The organism is Paenibacillus paridis (genome assembly GCF_006345825.1).
GTDB lineage: Bacteria > Bacillota > Bacilli > Paenibacillales > Paenibacillaceae > Pristimantibacillus > Pristimantibacillus paridis.
On record NZ_VCIX01000038.1, the window covers coordinates 1 to 19,519 of the forward strand.

Sequence of the window (19,519 nt, forward strand, 5' to 3'; positions counted from 1 at the left end):
ATGGCTGCCTACCATGAATGGCGAAACAACCGTTGATATCCATTCCGATAAGCTAGATGAGATTTTACACACAAATTTGGACTTGACCCCAATTAGCCTGGATATAGCTAGGTTTTTGAGAAATAGATCTAATCTAGCGCAGCGGATCCAAATTACCGGAATTTAGCTGAGTTTTGAGAAATAGATCTAATTTTTAGATCTATTCTGGCGTAAATAGCCCAAACTGATGAAATAGGTCTAAAAAATAGATCTAAACTAGCCCAGTCGCTCCAATTAGCCGGGATATGGCTGGTTTTTTGGAAAATAGATCTAATTTTTAGATCTATTCTGGCGTAAATAGCCCAAACTGATGAAATAGATCTAAAAGTAGATCTAAACTAGCCCCCCGCTCCAATTAGCCGGGATATGGCTGGGGTTTGATAGTAAGAGTAAGTTGAATGATAACTATGAAGAATATGCGAAGCGAGCGGATTGTACGGAATGTTCTAGAGATACGAAGTGTTCGCAATAGCAGCCGGATTCTTACCTTTATCTGTTTTAGACAAGCTAAGAATTTGACTGCAACCGCAGCCCCACAGAATGATCCACTCGCGCAGCCACCAAAACGAGAAACTTTAGTACGGCTTAGTATAGTCACATTATTTTCTCAGACTGAAGCTCGGGAAGGTGTCATTCATTTTTTACTTAGGCTTTAAAAATAACTTCCCTTACCGTCCCTCGAGCTTCTCATCAAATAAGGATACAAGAATATAAGGCCAAGCACATAAAGCAGCAGCGCAAAAAATGCCGGCGATAAATGCCAGAAGTCGATATAGCCAATGGAGAGATGAACGCTTAGCCCTGCATAAAAGCCGGGGATGCCGCCAAGCAGCAACGTCCACCATAGCCACCTTGCCCCTTGTTGAATACCCCATAACGCAATGATGAGTATGGCGAGCGCATCGCATAGAAGCGCGCCGCCAAAGCCTGCCCGATCATGGGCAATAAGCGGGATAAGCTTCGTATTGGCGTCATTAAGCTGCGTATGCGAGGTGTCCAAATACACGAGATCTGTCTGTACAAATACATTCGTAATTCCTACCGCCGAAATGGTCACGCCTCCTGCTGCTAACGCAAACCCCAGTACGACTAAGCAAAACTGCCCCCACATCGCACGGCGCCATACGGAATCATTCGTTAGGTTGACAGGCTGCCGAGAGGGCCGATCCGGGTTACTGCGCATCGAGAACAGAAACATCGGAAGCAGCACAGCTGCGGCGACTGCATGCAGCGGATCAAAATACCCGTAACCGAGATATAAGAAAAAACTTAAAAAACCGACGATGCCGGAAGTAAGCAGCGCGGTCCTTGCCCAGTGCAGACCAAGCCTTAGACCGTGCCAAGCGAGCATGAAGTATAGAATGCCAATGGAAATCATTGTGCCCGATAGCGTTATGCGGTCATGTGACATAAAATGAAGCAGATTATGGTTCGTTAGGTGAAGCTCTTCCAACGTCATATCAATAAAAGATAAATCATACGGGAGCAGCACTGTAGTAGCCGCGATGATCCAGGATAGAATGCCGCCGATAACCATTCCGATGCCGAGCAGGCACATCCAGCCCCAATGTTTCCAAAAGGACGGTACTGCTGGTTCAGGCATTTTTCTAACTTGCTCATAGATAATTGCTTCATTGATCCGTTTAGGCAGTCCCGGCCCGGCATAGACAAGTCCGCTATGAAGCAAAAGCGTATCCGCTCCCGCATGCAGCAGGTCAAGAGCATCCTGCGGCTCATGCACGCCTCCCCCTGCCTTGATCAGCCAATTGGGAGTAAACTGGCTTCGGATCAGCTTGATTTTGGACAACGTATCGCCCTTTGAATTCTTCCCGGTCATGGTGACAGAGCCTCCACCCGCTACCAAGACTGCTCCCTCTCCGATTACGATGCCGCTCCACATCTCTTCACCTGTTACCTTAATCAACGCATGCATATGCTCGTCTGGCAGCCAAGAAGGGATATACAAAAATAAAGGCAGCTCTCGGTAACTGCCTTCGGCAAAAACCTCAGACAACCCCTGAAGAATGGCAATGACATCGTCTAAGCGCTGATCTCCATGCAGCACATCAATATAAAAGCCGGCAGCTCCCGCCTCGCCGAGCTTCGCCATCATGCGCTCAAGCTCGCTTAGAGCTTGCACTGGCGCCGCTCCCGGCATCGGTGAAATGCGCGCCAGCTGTGGCAAGCGATGATTGGGCTTGGCGATTCGTGCTGCAAAGCGTTCCACGCCGTCATTTTCGAAGTAGTCTGGATAAGTTATCATTTCATTTGCGCAATCATTGCGAATGGGCTTATCATTCTGGATCGCATCAACCGTAATGGGGCCATGCTCGATGAATCCGATTCCAAACTGCGCCAACGCGCGATGGGCTATTCCTTGCGGATCAAGCCCTCCGGACAAGCCAATTGGCGAATGGACCGCGATTCCCGCCAAATCCCGCTCCAGCAGCGGCGATGGCTCCATATGACCGAAGGTGCGGATAACGAAGGCTCCGCCAGGTACTTTACTTAATGAACCGATAGCCTTTAAGGTCAAATTCCTGCTCAGCCGGGCTGGAAGCCTGAATAATAAAGGACGAAATAATGTCTGATAAGACCAATCGGGCATTGTCATTCTCCTTGTTTGCTTCTCAGCGTCTTTCCTCCATTCTAGAAAACAAACCCGCATCGTGCAATGATAAAAAGCAATAAACTTCGGGTAATCGCCAATGAAAACACCCCCATGCCTGAACAGGCATGGAGGTGCGGCTTCTTGTATGGCTTGCTGTATGCCGTGTAACCATTGCGCACACGTTTTGCCTCAAGTAAGACTAACTACTGAACAATCCGGAGCTGCTCTCCTTGCGGCAGAGACTCACGCTGCTGAGCTTGCTTCTTAAACTCCGGCGGGTCCTGCTGCTTTTGAGCAGACCCGTCATAGCGGGTTCTCTCCGTCCGGTCGATCTGGACGATCCTGCCGTCATGAACGGTAATCGTCACATTTCCATAATGAAGGCCACTGACTTGCTCCGCAATTCGTTCCAGCCATTGTTGATCCACTTCTAATGGTTTTGCCACGGGCTACCCCTCCATTGTTAACATTAATTCACACTGTTTTTTCTACAGGCTTTTGCTGACCCGACTTCCATTCCACAATGCTTTTTACGATCAACGTAACGACTGCCAGCATAACCAACAGCGAAGCAACTGCAAATGAAGCCGAAAATTGGTATTCATTGTACAAAATTTCAATATGGAGCGGCAGCGTATTCGTCTCGCCACGGATATGGCCGGAGACGACTGACACCGCACCAAACTCTCCCATGGCGCGCGCATTACACAAAATGACGCCATATAACAATCCCCATTTAATATTAGGCAGGGTTACTTTCCAAAAAATTTGCCATCCCTTCGCTCCCAAGCTCGCGGCTGCTTCCTCTTCCTGAACGCCCTGCGCCTGCATAAGCGGAATGAGCTCGCGGGCTACGAAAGGAACCGTAACGAATACGGTGGCGAGCACGATGCCCGGCACTGCGAATATAATTTGAATGCCGCGCTCATCCAGCCACGGGCCAAGAAAGCCTTGCGCGCCGAAGAGCAGCACGTAAATCAAGCCTGAAATAACCGGCGACACGGCAAACGGCAAATCAATAAGCGTAATTAATATATTTTTGCCTCGGAAACGAAACTTGCTGATCGCCCATGCCGCAGCCACCCCAAAGATCGTATTCACGGGAACGGCGATCAAGGCAACGATAAGCGTAAGCTTAAGGGCAGATAGAGCATCCGGCTCCGTGATGGAATCTATGTATACGCCTACGCCCTTCTTGAACGCCTCAACGAATACCGATGCCAGCGGCAATAAAACAATCAGCGCGAGAAATAGTACAGCAATGCCGATCAGCAGCCATTTGACAGGTGCTGACTCTGTAATATGCTTCGGCCGTTTGGATGCTTCTTCATTAGTATGAACGGTTACTGCACCAGCCATAGTCGGTATGCCCCCTTCTTAGTCCGATACTGTGCGGCGATTCATTCGCCACTGCAGTAAATTAATGACTAGCAGCATCAAGAAGGAAACCACCAGCATAACAAGAGCGATGGCCGTAGCACCCGCATAATCGTATTGCTCCAGCTTTGTCATAATGAGCAAAGGCGTAATCTCCGTCTTGAGCGGCATATTGCCGGATATGAACACCACGGATCCATACTCGCCAATGCCCCTCGCGAATGCGAGAGCAAAGCCAGTTAGGAGAGCTGGCATCAGCTCAGGCAAAATGACCTTCCAAAACGTACGCAGCCGATAAGCGCCCAGCATGACTGCCGCCTCTTCGGTCTCTTTCTCCATGTCCTGCAGCACAGGCTGCACCGTACGAACAACGAATGGAAGACCGATAAATATTAGTGCGATCGTGATTCCAATAGGTGAATAAGCCACTTTCACGCCTAGCGGCGCCAAGAGAGAGCCTACCCATCCGTTCGGCGCATAAATGGCCGTTAACGCAATGCCTGCTACCGCAGTAGGGAGAGCAAATGGCAAATCAACCAGACTATCTATGATCTTCTTGCCAGGAAACCGGTAACGCACCAGCACCCATGCGATCAACAGACCGAATACCGCATTGACCAGCCCTGCAAAAAAGGCGGTAAAAAAGCTGATCCGGTAGGAAGCTACGACACGCGCATTCGTAACCGTGCTCCAGAACTCGGACCAGCTGAGCTCTGCCGTTTTGAAGAAAACGGCAGCCAGCGGAATCAAGACGATGATGCTCAGGTAGAACAAAGTGAATCCCAGCGATAAACCAAAACCCGGAAGTACATTACGGGACTTGGAACCTTTCATGTGAAGTCAGCTCCAATCTTGTTCAATTCCTGCATTATGAGCCTGGCGTATAAATTTTGTCGAACACTCCGCCATCTGCAAAGTGTTTGGTTTGTGCTTCTTTCCAGCCGCCAAAGTCTTTGTCGATTGTAAGCAACTCAAGAGCTTTGAACTGTTCCGTGTATTTTGCTGCTACTGTCTCAGAGATCGGACGGTAGTAGTTTTTAGCCGCAATTTCCTGGCCTTCCTCGGAGTACAGATATTTCAGGTAAGCTTCTGCCACTTCACGAGTGCCACGATCGTCAACGATCTTGTCAACTACGGCAACCGGAGGCTCTGCCAAAATGCTCAACGATGGGTAGACGATTTCGAATTTATCCGGTCCAAGCTCATTAATCGAAAGGAATGCTTCATTTTCCCATGCCAGCAATACATCGCCGATGCCGCGTTCTACGAATGTAGTCGTTGAACCGCGTGCGCCGGAATCCAGCACCGGCACGTGCTTGAACAATTCAGCAACAAACTCTTGCGCTTTTGCTTCATCATTGCCGTTTTGCTTTAAGGCATAGCCCCATGCAGCGAGGTAATTCCAACGTGCGCCGCCGGATGTTTTCGGGTTAGGCGTAATGACCTCAACCTTATCCTTGATCAAATCATTCCAATCTTTAATGCCTTTCGGATTTCCTTTGCGAACAAGGAAAACGATCGTCGATGTATACGGGGAGCTGTTATGCTCGAATTTGGACTGCCAGTCTGCGTTGATCAAGCCTGGCTCTACGATCGCATCGATGTCATATCCAAGTGCTAGCGTTACGACATCGGCTTTCAAACCGTCGATGACTGCGCGGCCTTGCTTGCCGGAACCGCCATGCGATTGCTTAATCGTTACTTGTTGGCCGGTTTCAGCCTTCCAGTGCTTCGAGAACGCTTCGTTATAAGCTACGTAAAGCTCACGAGTCGGGTCATACGATACATTTAACAGTTCAACTGGCGGTTTAGGCTCTTCCTTTGCCGGCTCCTGCGTTGCTGCCGCGTTCGTCGCCGCACCCTCGTTAGCGGGTTTGTTCGTTTCTTTGTTGCCTGAGTTGTTGCCGCCTTGACCGCAAGCAGCAAGTACCAGCACTAAAGCCAATAGGATAACTACCGAACGAAAATGAGTCACTTTTTTCAACATTTCATACACCCCTTTTGATTTTTACAGGCTTACAGAAACACTTGCTAGTATGATCCTGACGTTAATCTGCCGCGTTTCTTCGTGATAGGTGTTTACTCCGGTTCGTCCGGTCGGAAACCATTAATCCTACCTGATTAGTTGGTTATGGAAGAATCTTACCAGCGCTCCCTGTATACTGTCAATACTTAATTTCAAAAAAATGATAAGTTTGATAAGAATGCCTTATACCGGAAGCAAATTCACCTTACTTTTGCAGAACCTCTCCATTCTGAAACGTTTACGCGTTCTTCCATACTTCCTTTTATCCGTAACGGGAAAAAGAGCTTGTCCCCCTCGCATATACATAGCTCACGCTCAGTTTGCTAAATACGCTCAAACTCATGCTTAGCGCACGCTGGAAGAACCTATATGCGCTTACAGGCACTCTCCAGCTCCAATTATTCGTAAAGCCTTTAATGGCTTACACAACAAACAGCAAGCGTATCTTCTCCTCCCCACATACGCCCTCTAGAACAAAAAAAGCTTTGACTGCAGCTCCCGTATAGGAGCCTGCAATCAAAGCTTTGCTTTTTTTATTTCCGTCCGCGCTTATTCTCGCCTTTTACCATGACAACCTCAACATAGGGACGAATGCGGTCCATAATACGCTGCCCTTTATGCAATTCATCGCCGTCCTTGCTCGTGAAGCTAAAGTGCTGCTCCAGCGCTTCCAGCTCGTAATTCGAGGTGTAGAACGTCGGCTTGCGCTGCATCCGGTAATTTAAGATCGCTCCAAGCACGTGATCACGAACCCACGGATTCAAATTTTCAGCACCCATATCGTCAAATATAAGCAAATCCGTTTCCTTCATCATTTCAACCGTTTCCTTCAGCTTGCCCGGTTCATGCATCAGTGCCTTCAAATCCTCTACAAAATCAGGCATATAAACGATGACGCCAGAATAACCCGCTTTGGCCAGTTCATGCAGCATGTAGCACATCAGATACGTCTTGCCGGTTCCAAATCGCCCCGCGAGATAAAGCCCTTCCTCTTGCAAGCCGTTCTCCTTCGTACGGTCGATATATCGAAGAATCTGTCCAACCGCTTTTGTCCGCGCGCTGTCACTCTCTAAAATCTCATCTAAGGAGTAGCCGCGCTGCAGGGCTTTCTCGTCAATATAAAAGCTGCGCACCCGGCTGCGAATCTGGTCCTCGGTTTGCCGGGCAATAAATTTCTTGCAGGCTACCTTACGGTCATTTAGCTGAGTAAGACCATTTAACGATTCCGAGCTTAACAACGTATAATGCCCTTCAAAATCATTCGGGCAACGATCGAGACCCGGACAATTCGTACAATTCCGGTACTCTGTCACATATTGGTATACACGGTTCAAATTCAGACGAATCGTCTGGTCATCCAAATCCGGATATTTTAATCTCAGCTTCTCAACAAGCGGCTCCGCAAGCAGTTCGGTCAGCTTAAGCTCCGCTTGCTCTGTAATGGCTTTGCCGGACGGCCAAGCCTTCAGCAAATCGCCCATGGATTCCATCATCTGCTCACACCGCCTTTATCTATGATCCTTTGCCTTCTAATTTACGCGCTAACTTGCGCAGCTCCTCGAGCTCGTCGGCTGACACCTCTGAGGAAGACTGATCCTCCTGCACAATAGGAATCGAAGGCTTTCGCGACGTTCCCCTGCTGCCTGCACGGGACCCGCCCTTCGAACCGTTAAAACCGCCTCCGGCATAGCTGAGCGCCGCTTCCTTGCGGCGTTCTTTATCCTGCTCCACCTGTGCCTGCTCCCGCACATAGAAGACGGCTTTCTCGAAATTGTCGATTTGCTTCACGAGCATATTGGACGCGACCGCATCCAAAAAGGTTTTTGTCACGCGCTGAGACTCGTTCGCCCCTATCACATAATGAATGAGTACATTGATGACCGGCCCTGCTAATTTATAATTAAGATCAATCCGCTCGAACACTCTCTCGATCCAATCCGGTATGGCGCCTGGAAAAAAGCGCTGTAAAAAGCGCGTATGCGGCTCGTTTCTCATCAGCATATTATATTGCTGCACGTCGCAGCGCCCAAGCAGCTGATTGGGCACTTCCAAATAATGCTGCTCCTGCACCTCGAATTCCTCTGTTAGATCGTCCGAATCAGCAGGCTCCTCGCTCGCCATAATCTGTGTGCGTGACAGCGCGCGCTCGCGCTCGCCTTCCCGCTTCTTGTCCTGCCTGTAAAACTGATTAGCCCGAAGCTGAAGCTCATCGATGTTGAGCGTTCCGCCCTCACTGAAAATACCGTCTTCATCCAGCAGTCGGCAAATATCCACGACCACCAAATTGTATTTATACGCGACGTAGTTTACCTGAGCGAGCTGTTCTTCATCGCTGCGAAGCCGCTCAACGAACCGCCGGTTAGCCGAATTTCGGGGGAAGCGCAAAATAATTTCGCCATATGGAATACCTGCGGTTGCTTGTGCTGGCCTTGCTGAAGACTGACGCGATGGCGCCACCTCCGTCAAGGCTTGCTCCAGCTCCGTGTCCACCGACTGCATATTAAGCTTAAACAGCTCGTAAAAAGGCACCGATATATTTTCTTTCGTTAGTTGCGCGCCAGCGAGCTCATCCGGCTCATTCGCGCCAAACGATTCGCGCAGCGAGATAACCGCGTATTTGCCCACCTTGTCGCGCAGCAGCATGGTTAGATGCATATTGCGGAAAAATTCCGCAGGCGATAGCGGCTGAGCTAGCTCATATTCATAAATAACGTCCGCATTATCGGGCAAGCCTAAGCGTGATGTCTGCAGAAGGCCTACCGCCTCCAGCTTCGAGGCCTGCTCAATCAGATGCTTGCGGCTGCGCTCGTTCATCTCGAGCCCCAGTCCAAGGAACAGCTTACGCTGCGGTTCTATTGAAGAATATCCCGATGTCCCTTCCGCTATTCCATGATAAAGCTGCTGATAAAATGCGACAGCAAAAGCGCCAATCATCGGCTGATAGATTAGCGACAGCATTTTGTAGTCCAAGCTGCTTAGCGAAAAATCACGAAATATGTAATATCGATGATGTTCCGTGTATTGCAATATATTATTGATGCGCATAGCATCAGCTCCATCCTTTACAATCATTCTATCATTTTAGCATAAAAACAACGGTTCATGATGGGGAATAAAATAGAAAAATCCCCCGGATGAGGGATTTTTCGATTAAAACATTTTATAGCCGCCCTTGCGCAGCGCCTGAATCGCCCAGCCGCTTACGTAAGCGCCGACTAGCGCTCCAATAACCGGTATGTAGTCTATTATAGTGTAATGGGCGAAGTTTTCGATCGTTGCTGTCGCATTCTTGTCCCAAGGGGCCCATATGCCTAGCGGAATCAAGACGAGAATAAATAAATATATCGGAAACCAAGTTGTTTTTAAGAGCATATTCAGTATAAAACCGATACCGAACATCATAACTAAAAACAGCACTGTTGCAATGACCAATTGAAGCATCCAGACTTCCCCCTTCAGACTCTCGTTTATTAGTTTAATTAATGCCCAAGTGGAAGTCAATCAACTGCAGCCAATTGTCACAAGACCGCCATTTGCTCAGCTTGCCTCCATTACGATACAATGATGAAAGCATCATTATGGAGCTTGAGAGGAGCATTAATTCAATGAGTGAAGCAGCACAAACATTAGAAGGCTGGTACGCGCTGCATGATTTCCGCAGTATCGACTGGACCGCATGGCGCCTTGCCGATGAAAGCGAACGCAGCCGCGCGCTGGACGAGCTGCAATCCTTCTTGCAGCAGTGGACAAGCGTAGAGGAAAATAAAGAAGGCAGCACGGCTGTCTATTCCATCGTGGGACAGAAGGCTGACTTTGTCTTCATGCATCTGCGGGAGACTTTGGAAGAGCTGAACGCGATCGAGACGGCATTCAACAAAACAACGTTTGCCAGCTTTACATACCCAGTGCATTCCTATGTAAGCATCGTAGAGCTTAGCAACTACATGGCACAGCCAGGATCGGACCCGATGCAAAATCCGGATATTATCGCTAGGCTGAAGCCAACCCTGCCAAAAGCAAACCATATTTGCTTCTATCCAATGAACAAACGCCGGGACGGCCAGGACAACTGGTACATGCTGGCGATGGACGAGCGCAAGACGCTTATGCGCAGCCACGGCATGATTGGGCGTTCGTATGCCGGCAAAGTAAAACAAATCATTACTGGCTCTGTCGGCTTCGACAACTGGGAATGGGGCGTTACGCTGTTTGCCGATGACGCGCTGCAATTCAAAAAACTGATTTACGAAATGCGCTTTGATGAAGTAAGCGCTCGTTACGCTGATTTCGGCGATTTCTATGTCGGTAATATTTTGAATGGCGAGAAATTCACTGCTCTGCTTGCGCTTTAAGCAAGGATAAGCAAAGACCGTACCTGCCTCGGCAAGAGAAGGCGTGTACGGTCTTTTTTTGTATAACAATTCTTATGAGGACCTATCGATAAATGCAAGCGCGCTTCGATAATTATGTTCTACAATTTCCCTAGCCAGCTGCTGATTAGGAAATCCGCGATGCAGCAGCTTTAAGCCACCTTCCGTACAAGAAAGATGATGAAACAGTTTATAAAATAACATCCGATTATGATCGAGTCTGCTGCTTCTTAAGTACTCATAAGCATCACCAAATCGGAACTCCAGAAAGCTGTGCTCATACTCCAAATCGTAAAATAGGCTTCCTTCGATATCGATCACGTACGGCTCCAGCTTCTCACTCACCCTGATATGATCAGGCCCAAGCTCCCCGTGAATAAAGCTATAACGCTGTCGCGAACCAATCCGAGCTGCAAGCTCATTTAATTGGTTTAGAAGCTTTTCTTGATTCGTTTCTATTTCGCTGATATAAGCTGCCGCATAGGAGAGTGAGTGCTTTGCATTGGCAAGCTCCTTCAGGTAGCAATCAGTGCTTCTCCTATTGTTGTCTTGTATTCGTCCATACGTAGGGCTCTCCAAGCTATGCATATGCTCAAGCATCGCTCCGATACGTTCGAATACAATTGGATAGCTTTCTGCATCCGATTTCAAATAAAAAGCAGCATCCTGTCCGTCCACATACTCCACTACCGCGTAATCAAACGCATAACGGTTCCGTTCCTTATTTAAATAATAAAGCGCAGGAGTTCGGATGCCATGTCGACCCAAAAAAGCATGGTTGGCTTCAAAAAGTCCGCTTCCGAAAGAACGCTCATCCTCGGGCACCGCTTCGATTTCCTCTTGAAAGTAATTGCTAGCCATATCCCATACATAAAGCATGCAGACAAAGCCGTTCGTACACTCGATTTTGTAGACGACCTTTTGCGCCCCGCCATGCCGATTGACGGCCCGTAGAATTCGATAGTCGGAACCGAACATCTCCATTATTAGCTGTTGCAAATCCTCAAATCGGATATGGCATGGATACTCCATCATTGCAGCACCTCATTCCCTATTCTCGTTGCCGGCCGGCTTCCTAACTATAGGAAAAATAAGGTCAAAAGTATAGACTGTTTCTTTCCGCTCTGCTATGATGTTGAATAAGTTCTTTGTAAAAATAGCGACTCCACATTTCAAGCATCCTGTGCTCATTACGGGGTGCTTTTTTCTATATCTAGGAAGTGGAAATACTGATTTCAACTATTTGCTGCAAGCTCCATTTTTAACTATGCGGCCTCAGCAATTGGCTATTTTCCAGAAGCGCATCCAGTATCGCGTGGCGGCCAAGCGGCGTCCAGCTCATTAAAAACCAATTTGGAATCGTGAATACGGCTTTATTTTTAACGGCAGCAATGTCGTTCCAAGAAGCCGATGTAACCATTCTGGCGTACACGCACTCGCTTCCCGCCCGCAGATGATGCTTATGTACGAATATCCGATTGGTTTCTATGCTTGGCAACGATTCCGGCGGCAATTCGAGTCGCCAGTCATCCGTCGGAACGGGTGAACCCGGCTTCAATCCAAGCTCTGCATGCAAAAGGGTATTGAGCGGATGATTGGTTGTTCCTTGAATGCCTACGCTACGATGGTTCACTTGAATTACGGTTACCTTCTCCTCGCCCCAAACTTCCCTTAGCGTGCTTCTGACATCTGCAATCCTTAAGTCCAAACGGTTTAACACTTGCTCCGCTTCTCTTTCCCGGTCAACAAGCTCAGCCATCGTCATATAAATCACGCGCCAATTCCATTCTGGAAATTCCACAAACACATGAGCTGCAAACGGCTTGAACAGCTCACGGTATTCAATGTGATAATTGTCCCCTATAATTAAGCTTGGCTGCGCCTGTTTTAACATTTCCATTTGCGAATCATACAATTCTTGATATTCCTGATCATCCATGCCCGGATACTTATATAAATCGATAACGGCAACAGGCTCTACACCGATGGCCGCGAGATTGTCTTGAAAGCCAAGCGAAGACGCAATTGCTACTCTCAGCTCGCCGCGTTTCATGTATATGCTCGGCGAAACGCCTACGATGCGATGAAAGGTTCGGCTAAAATAAAACTCGCTTCGAAATCCGGTTGCTGCCGCTACCTCCTTCACCCTGCTATCCTTTTCTCCCAGCAGCCGCTTCGCGGTGTCAATTCGCAATCTGGTCATATAGTCAACAGGCAGCGTGCCTGTCACCAATCGAAACAAGCGCGAAAACAATACCGGAGGAAGCTCGGCTGCCCGTGCCAAGTTCTCTAAACTAATCTTGTCACGGAGATTTTTTTTCATATAGGCAATACTCCGATTTATTCTTGGGTCTCCATCTTCCTTCTGCGTCGACATGTCCTTTATAAGGGTTTGAATCAGCTCTTCAAGCTGTAAACGATGGGAGTAGCCGTTGGTTTCTGTCTTCCCTCTGCTCTCTTCATACATCCTAAGAATGCGGTGAAACACTTCTCGCGTATTCCGAATAAATAATCGTCCAGGCATCAAGCTCTCTGACAGCACGGTTACGGGAGCGACCGAGAAGCTTTCCTCTGCTTTGTGAAGGGTTAATGGCTCAAAGACGACAGCATAATATTCAATTCCCGCCGCTTGCCCCGAAGTCTCGATCGTCATTCCGGGAACAAGCAAATAAAGCTCGAATGGCTCAATGCGGCAGATCGACTGATTAACCAGAAGTGCCCCTTCGCCTTTCGTTACAAAGCACAATATATAAGCAGGAATTTTATAAGTTCTTGTACTCGGCCAACTCGGAAGCTTCCGCTTGTGAACAGAAGAAAACATATAAACGGTATCTGTTTTTCTTTGGTGTACGGCCATCTGTATGGGCACCAACCTTTCCTTTCCTAAAGAAACCTAGTAACGGATTGGGGTAAATTTCTATTTTTGTATGGTCCCAAAAATTTTACAGAAAGAACAGCCTTTTATCAAGCTTCGCATCGTTCAAATCAAATATAAGCAACTTCCCTTCATGCCTGACTAAATATGCTTCTTGCGAAACAAGACATATATCATATAAGGCGCGCCCACGAGAGCCGTAATAATCCCTACTGGAATTTCGTAAGGTTTAAATAACATTCTGCCAAGCAGATCCGCCAGCATGACGATTGCCCCGCCCATCAAGGCAGCTGCCGGCAATAACTTTCGGTTCCTATTCCCAACGAGATGCCTAGCCATATGAGGTGCCATTAAGCCGACAAAAGCAATCGTACCCGCCATAGAAACAGCCGATCCTGCCAATCCTACGCTAACCAAAATGAGCAGCAGCCTCGATAACTCAAGCCGTATTCCGAGAGCTTTGGCCATTTCATCCCCCAACAAAATTAAATCCAATTGCCTCGCGCAATACAGGCTAATGGGAAACAGCAAGAGCAGCCACGGCAGCAGCGGCCAAAAGTGCTCCCAGCTTCTGCCGTAAAGGCTCCCTGCCATCCATATGGATGCTTGAGTCACTTTAAAGATGCCGCCGAGTGTCAGCAAATAAGTAACGACGGCGCCTGCCATCGCTGATATGCCTATGCCGACAAGCAGCATGCGGGTAGGGGAACTGCCTCTTCTCCAGGAAAAAATATAAATAAGAACGGCAGCAAGCAGCGAGCCTCCGAATGCAACAAAAGGCAGCTTGCTTGAAGGAATCGTAGGAAGAAGTACAATAACAGCAACGACAGCTGCGGCCGCTCCGGCATTAAGGCCGATTACGCCTGGGGAAGCAAGCGGATTGCGTGTCACGCCTTGTAAAATCGTGCCTGATAGTGCAAGGCTGCAGCCAACCAGAAACCCAACAAGCGCTCTAGGCATACGCAGCTTCTGAACCGTAAAGCGATACTCCGAACTCCCTTGTCCAAAAGCAGTTTGAATAGCTTCCATAGCCGGTACCGTTCTCTCTCCAAGCATAATATTAAATAGAAACAAAATGATATTGGACAACAGAAGGAGCCCAATGACAAGCAGCCAGCGGTGAGTGGAACGGCTCATCTAAACCCCTCTTTTCTTTGGGCCAAATAGATAAGGAAAGGGGCGCCTAGAAAGGCAGTGACAACACCGGCAGGCAATTCTTCTGCGGGCAGCACAAAGCGGGCGCAAATGTCAGCGGAGAGCAGGAGCAGTGCCCCAAGTCCCGCCGAATACGGCAGTATCCACCTATAATTTACGCCGACCATAAACCGGGCGATATGAGGAACAGCAAGGCCGATAAATCCAATCGGCCCAGCGATCGCAACTGCGCTGCCCGTTAACAGCATGATGATTACAATTAACGACAGCTTCGTTAAAAATAGCCGTTGTCCCAAGCCTTGCGCCACCTCATCCCCTAAACTCAGCAAATTAATTTGCTTGCCCATGGCAAAGGTGAACAATATCCCTATCAACATATAGGGAATTACCTTTAGAAAAAGCTGCAGATCACGTCCGGTAAGCGAGCCTGCCAGCCAGAACCGCATCGTATCCAGCGATTGCTGATTAAGAATGAGCAACCCTTGCGTGAGGGAGGCCAGCAGTAAATTCAAGGTCGCTCCGACAAGCACCAGCTTTACCGCGGTCAACCGCTCTCTTCCGAATGAACCAAGCAAGAAAACGGCTGCCCCAACAAAACCTGCACCGATAAATGAAGACCATGCAAATAAATTCAAGGAGGTATAACCCATGACATAAGAAGCGATAACAGCCGCTAAGGCAGCTCCGTAATTAACGCCAAATATTTCCGGACCCGCGAGCGCGTTACGGCTCAGCGCTTGCATTAAGCATCCGGCAAGAGCAAGGGATATGCCCACCATAACGGTAATCAATGCTCTTGGAAGCCTTACGGAACGTATAATCATATGCTCTCTAGAACCGTCAAAAGATAAAAAAGCATCCAGGATGACCGGCAATTTAATTGTGACAATGCCATATGCGATGCTAGCCCAAAAACCGATAATGACCATGACAAATAAAGCGAAGAGACCTGCTATTCTTACTCTCAGACTAAGCACCTCCAAATCTTGACTATGCACTCACACAGAAAGATTGGGCTGCCTGTAAGGACAACCCAATCTTTGCGCCTGTTTATTGTTCAACAAGATAGTTGAATAAATCATCCAAGACTTTATTGACGGCTTGGATGCCCAGACCGCTCATCCACGTCTCCCAGTCTACCTGATGCACCTGTTTAGCCTGTACGCCTTTTAAAGTCGCCCATAAAGGACTTTTTTCTATCTTTTCGAAGTCGCTATTGCTTCTGGAAAACCAGAACATCACATCTCCGTTCAGGTCTGCGATCTGTTCTTCTGTCAAATCTTTCGAGAAACCCTCCGCGGTTTGCGCTTCCGGCCTCTGAATGCCGGCATCCGCCATTATGAGTCCGCTAAAGGTTTCCTGCAAATAGATTTGAATTTTATCCTCGCGCGGGCGGAATAGAGAAACTTTAAGAGGTGCTGACTTGCTTTCGATCTTCCCTTTAAGCTCAGCAGTTCTTGCTTGATAACCTTCAAGCAGTTGTTTCCCTTCTTCCGCCTTTCCGACTGCGTCTGCATGGACTAATAAATTCTCTTTCCATGTAATGCCTAGCGATTCTACAAAAATCGTTGGAGCGATCAGAGCCAGCTGATCATGAATTTGTTCATGCGTATCCTTGTTCCCAATAATCAAATCGGGCTTAAGAGCATCAATAGCTTCCAAATTCGGCTCGTTCACCGATCCGATATTCTCAATGCCTTCCGTGTTTTTCAAATAGGCTGGGTACGGATCCCCCGGTGCCAGAATGGACGGAGCGCCTACAGGTTTAACTCCTAGCTCTAGCAAATTATCCAGTGCACCAATATCCAATACAACGATGCGCGCAGGCGCTGCCGGCACCTCTACATCGCCGTATGCGTCTTTGATCGTACGGGTTGTTTCTTTTGTGTCAGCTGCCTCTGTTGGCGGTACCGTTGTTCCAGAATTGCCCGCAGCGTTTTCTCCATTACCGCCTCCGCAACCGGCAATTAGCAGTAAACAAAGGACGATTATACCTACACTTGCCATTACATTAAACTTCTTTCTAGCACTTGAAAACATAAAAAAAGGCCTCCCCATTCTCTATCAATAATGATTATCATTCTTAAATAAAGAATATCGCATCCGTATTTTTATGTCCATGCACAAACCTTTTCATCTCATACACTTTTTTTGAATATTATGGATTGGCAACAAGAAAAAAGGCTCTCGCCCCTTGACAGCATCTAAGCTGCTTCCGGTAGCGAGAGCCTTTATGGTTAGTTATCTTCGTCTTCCTCATCATCTTCGTCCAAGCCGAGACGCTTGGCTTCCAGATACTCCTGCGTCGCACGATCGCGTTCACGGCCTTTGTCCTTTAACCGTTCGATGGCCGGCTGAATAAGCAGGTCTACTTCCTTCTGCACCGTATAAGCCAGGTCATAGCGCGTCTGCGACTCAAGAAAAGAACCGACCTCCATCAAAGCGTTATAGCGATCCAGCTCATCCCTTGTCAGCAAACCGCGTACTTGTACGCTGCAGTGTCTCATTACAGGAACTTGCCTTTGCGAAGCACGAGCGGAATACCGCCGATAATGAACAGGTAGCGAAGGTCGATGGCTTTTTTCAGCCAAGCGGCTACGCGGCCTTTGTATTTTTTGCCGAAAGCAATACCAATCGCTTCGCCTTTGCCAAGCGATGCCACAGTACCCTTGTTGCTGAATGTGAAGCTCTTCGGCGGCTGGTTCCGAATCGAAGCAACCAGGTTATGGGCACACACAACGCCTTGCTGCATGGCAATTTGAGCAGTTGGCGGGTACGGACGGCCTTCTGGATTAAACATCAAAGAGTTATCGCCGACAATATAAATATTTTCATTGTTTGGCGAACGAAGGAATTCATCCACCTTAACGCGTCCGCGCATCGTCTCGAAGCCGGCTTCCTCAATCAAACGGTTGCCGCGAATACCGCCGGTCCAAATGACGGTAGCGGATTTGATTTCTTCTCCTTCGCCGACAACAACGCCCTCTGGCGAGCATTCCTTAATTGCCGTTCCAATACGGAACGTTACACCCTTTTTCGTCAACACGTCCATGCCGTATTCCACAAGTTCAGGGTCAAAGCCAGGAAGCGCCGTAGGCGCTGCCTCGATATTGTAGATTTTCACAAGCGCCGGATCGACATCAAACTGCTTGCACAGCTCAGGGATGCGGTCGGAGAGCTCTCCAACGAACTCAATGCCCGTAAAGCCGGCACCGCCAACTACGAACGTCAAATAATCGGTCCGGTGCGGCTCGCGCTTGTAACGTGCAAATTGATACTCGATATGCTCGCGGATCAGACGAACCGAGTTAATGCTGCGAATATTCATGGCATGCTCGCCAAGGCCAGGTATGCCGAACGTTTCCGGCTCTCCGCCAAGACCGATCACCAAATAATCGTAGGAAAGCGTGCCGTCCTCAAGGATAACTTTTTTATCCTGCGGGCGAATTTGCACGACGGTCGATTTCACGAAGTCAATTTTAAATTCATCGATCAGCTTAGAGATGCTGACACGGGCATTTTCCGGATTGTCCGTGCCTGCTGCAGGCATATGAAGATGAGTCGTAATATAATGATAATCATGTTTATTTACCAACGTAACGTCAGCTTCATTGTAATTTAATTCTTTCTGCAGTCGGAGAGCTGTCAAAATCCCCCCGTAACCCGCGCCAAGAATGACGATTTTAGGTATGTTGCTCATAGTATGATCCCATCCATTCCTCTTATCTTTGTCTTTACGGTTTGTGAAAAATTACACAAGCTAAACCGAATATCTATAATTATAAGTTCAGTGTGTTCTAAATAGAGCGGTTTTATCAATGAACCAACCGCTAATAAGCGACAGCTTTCGCCACCGTTTGCAAGCAGTCCCGTGCATAACATACATCAGAAATTTTACATAGTTTTCTTTGAAAGTTCAAGGGCAAAATATACGAAATTGTTTAGAACTCTATACAAATTAATTATTTCCTTCTTCTTCCTCGAAGGACTATAATTGAAATCGTAAAGCTTAAAATGTGGAGGTGGCTACAATGTCTAACTCTGAATTTGCTGTAAGTCCCGTCGATATTCTAATCATCGGAGGCGGGCCGACAGGATTATTCGCGGCTTTCTACGGCGGTATGCGCCAAGCCTCAGTCAAGATTATCGAAAGCATGCCCCAGCTTGGCGGCCAGCTTGCTGCGTTATATCCGGAAAAATATATATACGATGTAGCTGGCTTTCCCAAAGTGACAGCGCAAGAGCTTGTTGACCGGCTGAAGGAGCAGCTTTCTCATTTTCAGCAGGAAATCTGTCTCGAAGAGAAAGTTACCAAAGTCATCAAGCATGACGATCGCCTCTTTGAAATTATAACGGACAAAACCATACATTATGCCAAAGCGGTCATTATTACAGCGGGAGTGGGCGCATTCGAGCCACGGCGATTGGAGCTTCCTGAAGCAGCTGCATTCGAGAAGAGCAATCTGCATTATTTTGTAGGTGATTTACAGCGGTTTAAGGGGCAGCGAGTGCTGATAAGCGGTGGCGGCGACTCAGCGGTCGATTGGTCATTAATGCTTGAACCGATCGCAGAGAGCGTGACTCTCATTCATCGGCGCGACAAATTCCGGGCGCATGAGCATAGCGTAGAAAATCTTATGAATTCTAAAGTAACCGTGCTTACACCATTCGAAATCACGAAGCTTCATGGCGATAAGAGCATTACCCAGGTTACGTTGTCCAATGTCAAAACAATGGAAACAACCGAACTAGAGGTTGATGCCGTCATCGTAAACTTTGGCTTTATCTCTGCTTTGGGTCCGATTGCAGAGTGGGGAATCGATCTTCAAGGTAGCTCGATTATTGTAGACACAAGAATGGAAACGAACATTCCGGGACTCTTCGCCGCCGGGGATATTACGACGTATCCCGGCAAGCTGAAGCTAATCGCCGTTGGCTTCGGTGAGGCACCCACAGCTATTAACAATGCGAAGGTTTATATCGATCCAAGCGCTAAGCTCTCACCTGGTCACAGCAGCAATATGAAGCTATAACGCCGAGGCTTGCTTCTAAATATATCTTTAAAA

At 48.0% G+C, this 19,519-nt stretch carries 17 protein-coding genes; 2 read left to right on the forward strand and 15 right to left on the reverse strand.

The features are described from left to right. Positions 1–691: 691 nt before the first annotated feature. The 8 genes from FJQ58_RS00490 to FJQ58_RS00525 form a co-directional block, all read right to left on the reverse strand. Complete coding sequence (locus FJQ58_RS00490) at positions 692–2,647, reverse strand: dihydroorotate dehydrogenase (protein WP_139990502.1); 1,956 nt, start codon at positions 2,645–2,647, stop codon at positions 692–694. Between the two features lie 206 nt (positions 2,648–2,853). Further along, positions 2,854–3,096: a YezD family protein gene (locus tag FJQ58_RS00495; RefSeq protein WP_139990503.1), complete on the reverse strand. Its 243-nt coding sequence runs from the start codon at positions 3,094–3,096 to the stop codon at positions 2,854–2,856. A gap of 28 nt (positions 3,097–3,124) precedes the next feature. Further along, complete coding sequence (gene cysW / locus FJQ58_RS00500; RefSeq protein ID WP_139990504.1) at positions 3,125–4,009, reverse strand: sulfate ABC transporter permease subunit CysW; 885 nt, start codon at positions 4,007–4,009, stop codon at positions 3,125–3,127. 18 nt (positions 4,010–4,027) lie between these two features. Beyond that, the gene (cysT, locus tag FJQ58_RS00505) at positions 4,028–4,861 is read right to left on the reverse strand and encodes a sulfate ABC transporter permease subunit CysT (RefSeq protein WP_139990505.1); all 834 of its coding nucleotides are present in this window, start codon (positions 4,859–4,861) and stop codon (positions 4,028–4,030) included. Positions 4,862–4,895: 34 nt separating this feature from the next. Next, positions 4,896–6,014 carry a sulfate ABC transporter substrate-binding protein gene (locus FJQ58_RS00510; protein WP_139990506.1) on the reverse strand — a complete coding sequence of 373 codons (1,119 nt, stop codon included), beginning with the start codon at positions 6,012–6,014 and terminating at the stop codon, positions 4,896–4,898. Positions 6,015–6,586: 572 nt separating this feature from the next. Then, complete coding sequence (dnaI, locus tag FJQ58_RS00515) at positions 6,587–7,543, reverse strand: primosomal protein DnaI (protein ID WP_139990564.1); 957 nt, start codon at positions 7,541–7,543, stop codon at positions 6,587–6,589. A 22-nt stretch (positions 7,544–7,565) separates the two neighbouring features. Continuing rightward, positions 7,566–9,098: a replication initiation and membrane attachment family protein gene (locus tag FJQ58_RS00520; protein ID WP_139990507.1), complete on the reverse strand. Its 1,533-nt coding sequence runs from the start codon at positions 9,096–9,098 to the stop codon at positions 7,566–7,568. Positions 9,099–9,203: 105 nt separating this feature from the next. Further along, the gene (locus tag FJQ58_RS00525; RefSeq protein ID WP_139990508.1) at positions 9,204–9,494 is read right to left on the reverse strand and encodes a YuiB family protein; all 291 of its coding nucleotides are present in this window, start codon (positions 9,492–9,494) and stop codon (positions 9,204–9,206) included. A gap of 164 nt (positions 9,495–9,658) precedes the next feature. Here FJQ58_RS00525 and hemQ point away from each other — a divergent pair, with 164 nt between their 5' ends. After that, on the forward strand, positions 9,659–10,405 hold the full coding sequence (gene hemQ, locus FJQ58_RS00530) for a hydrogen peroxide-dependent heme synthase (RefSeq protein WP_139990509.1): 747 nt from the start codon (positions 9,659–9,661) through the stop codon (positions 10,403–10,405). Positions 10,406–10,477: 72 nt separating this feature from the next. Here hemQ and FJQ58_RS00535 read toward each other — a convergent pair whose 3' ends face one another. From FJQ58_RS00535 to FJQ58_RS00565, 7 genes are all read right to left on the reverse strand, one after another. Then, positions 10,478–11,458, reverse strand: a complete 981-nt coding sequence (locus tag FJQ58_RS00535) for a phosphotransferase (RefSeq protein ID WP_338016113.1) — start codon at positions 11,456–11,458, stop codon at positions 10,478–10,480. A gap of 226 nt (positions 11,459–11,684) precedes the next feature. Next, positions 11,685–13,280 carry a helix-turn-helix domain-containing protein gene (locus FJQ58_RS00540; protein WP_139990510.1) on the reverse strand — a complete coding sequence of 532 codons (1,596 nt, stop codon included), beginning with the start codon at positions 13,278–13,280 and terminating at the stop codon, positions 11,685–11,687. Between the two features lie 159 nt (positions 13,281–13,439). Further along, positions 13,440–14,435 (reverse strand): FecCD family ABC transporter permease, encoded by a 996-nt coding sequence (locus FJQ58_RS00545; RefSeq protein WP_139990511.1) that lies wholly within the window; start codon positions 14,433–14,435, stop codon positions 13,440–13,442. Next, a complete protein-coding gene (locus tag FJQ58_RS00550) occupies positions 14,432–15,382 on the reverse strand; it encodes a FecCD family ABC transporter permease (protein WP_139990566.1) in 951 nt (316 codons plus the stop codon). The genes FJQ58_RS00545 and FJQ58_RS00550 overlap by 4 nt, the downstream gene beginning before the upstream one ends. 121 nt (positions 15,383–15,503) lie before the next feature. Further along, entirely contained in the window at positions 15,504–16,493 is a 990-nt protein-coding gene (locus tag FJQ58_RS00555) for an ABC transporter substrate-binding protein (RefSeq protein ID WP_162341224.1), read from the reverse strand. A gap of 197 nt (positions 16,494–16,690) precedes the next feature. Beyond that, positions 16,691–16,960, reverse strand: coding sequence for a hypothetical protein (locus FJQ58_RS00560; RefSeq protein ID WP_139990513.1), 270 nt, complete (start codon positions 16,958–16,960; stop codon positions 16,691–16,693). Then, positions 16,960–18,153 carry an NAD(P)/FAD-dependent oxidoreductase gene (locus tag FJQ58_RS00565; RefSeq protein WP_139990514.1) on the reverse strand — a complete coding sequence of 398 codons (1,194 nt, stop codon included), beginning with the start codon at positions 18,151–18,153 and terminating at the stop codon, positions 16,960–16,962. The genes FJQ58_RS00560 and FJQ58_RS00565 overlap by 1 nt, the downstream gene beginning before the upstream one ends. 331 nt (positions 18,154–18,484) lie before the next feature. Between FJQ58_RS00565 and FJQ58_RS00570 the strand changes: the two genes are divergently transcribed. After that, positions 18,485–19,486, forward strand: coding sequence for an NAD(P)/FAD-dependent oxidoreductase (locus FJQ58_RS00570; RefSeq protein WP_139990515.1), 1,002 nt, complete (start codon positions 18,485–18,487; stop codon positions 19,484–19,486). The last annotated feature ends 33 nt before the right edge of the window (positions 19,487–19,519 follow it).

What these genes read in the sequence shown, in the direction of transcription:
- FJQ58_RS00490 (WP_139990502.1), bottom strand. Translation starts at nt 2,647, where the DNA reads ATGCCCGATTGGTCTTATCAGACATTATTTCGTCCTTTATTATTCAGG.
- cysW (WP_139990504.1), bottom strand. Translation starts at nt 4,009, where the DNA reads ATGGCTGGTGCAGTAACCGTTCATACTAATGAAGAAGCATCCAAACGG.
- cysT (WP_139990505.1), bottom strand. Translation starts at nt 4,861, where the DNA reads ATGAAAGGTTCCAAGTCCCGTAATGTACTTCCGGGTTTTGGTTTATCG.
- FJQ58_RS00510 (WP_139990506.1), bottom strand. Translation starts at nt 6,014, where the DNA reads ATGTTGAAAAAAGTGACTCATTTTCGTTCGGTAGTTATCCTATTGGCT.
- dnaI (WP_139990564.1), bottom strand. Translation starts at nt 7,543, where the DNA reads ATGGAATCCATGGGCGATTTGCTGAAGGCTTGGCCGTCCGGCAAAGCC.
- FJQ58_RS00520 (WP_139990507.1), bottom strand. Translation starts at nt 9,098, where the DNA reads ATGCGCATCAATAATATATTGCAATACACGGAACATCATCGATATTAC.
- FJQ58_RS00525 (WP_139990508.1), bottom strand. Translation starts at nt 9,494, where the DNA reads ATGCTTCAATTGGTCATTGCAACAGTGCTGTTTTTAGTTATGATGTTC.
- hemQ (WP_139990509.1), top strand. Translation starts at nt 9,659, where the DNA reads ATGAGTGAAGCAGCACAAACATTAGAAGGCTGGTACGCGCTGCATGAT.
- FJQ58_RS00535 (WP_338016113.1), bottom strand. Translation starts at nt 11,458, where the DNA reads ATGATGGAGTATCCATGCCATATCCGATTTGAGGATTTGCAACAGCTA.
- FJQ58_RS00540 (WP_139990510.1), bottom strand. Translation starts at nt 13,280, where the DNA reads ATGGCCGTACACCAAAGAAAAACAGATACCGTTTATATGTTTTCTTCT.
- FJQ58_RS00545 (WP_139990511.1), bottom strand. Translation starts at nt 14,435, where the DNA reads ATGAGCCGTTCCACTCACCGCTGGCTGCTTGTCATTGGGCTCCTTCTG.
- FJQ58_RS00550 (WP_139990566.1), bottom strand. Translation starts at nt 15,382, where the DNA reads ATGGTCATTATCGGTTTTTGGGCTAGCATCGCATATGGCATTGTCACA.
- FJQ58_RS00555 (WP_162341224.1), bottom strand. Translation starts at nt 16,493, where the DNA reads ATGTTTTCAAGTGCTAGAAAGAAGTTTAATGTAATGGCAAGTGTAGGT.
- FJQ58_RS00560 (WP_139990513.1), bottom strand. Translation starts at nt 16,960, where the DNA reads ATGAGACACTGCAGCGTACAAGTACGCGGTTTGCTGACAAGGGATGAG.
- FJQ58_RS00565 (WP_139990514.1), bottom strand. Translation starts at nt 18,153, where the DNA reads ATGAGCAACATACCTAAAATCGTCATTCTTGGCGCGGGTTACGGGGGG.
- FJQ58_RS00570 (WP_139990515.1), top strand. Translation starts at nt 18,485, where the DNA reads ATGTCTAACTCTGAATTTGCTGTAAGTCCCGTCGATATTCTAATCATC.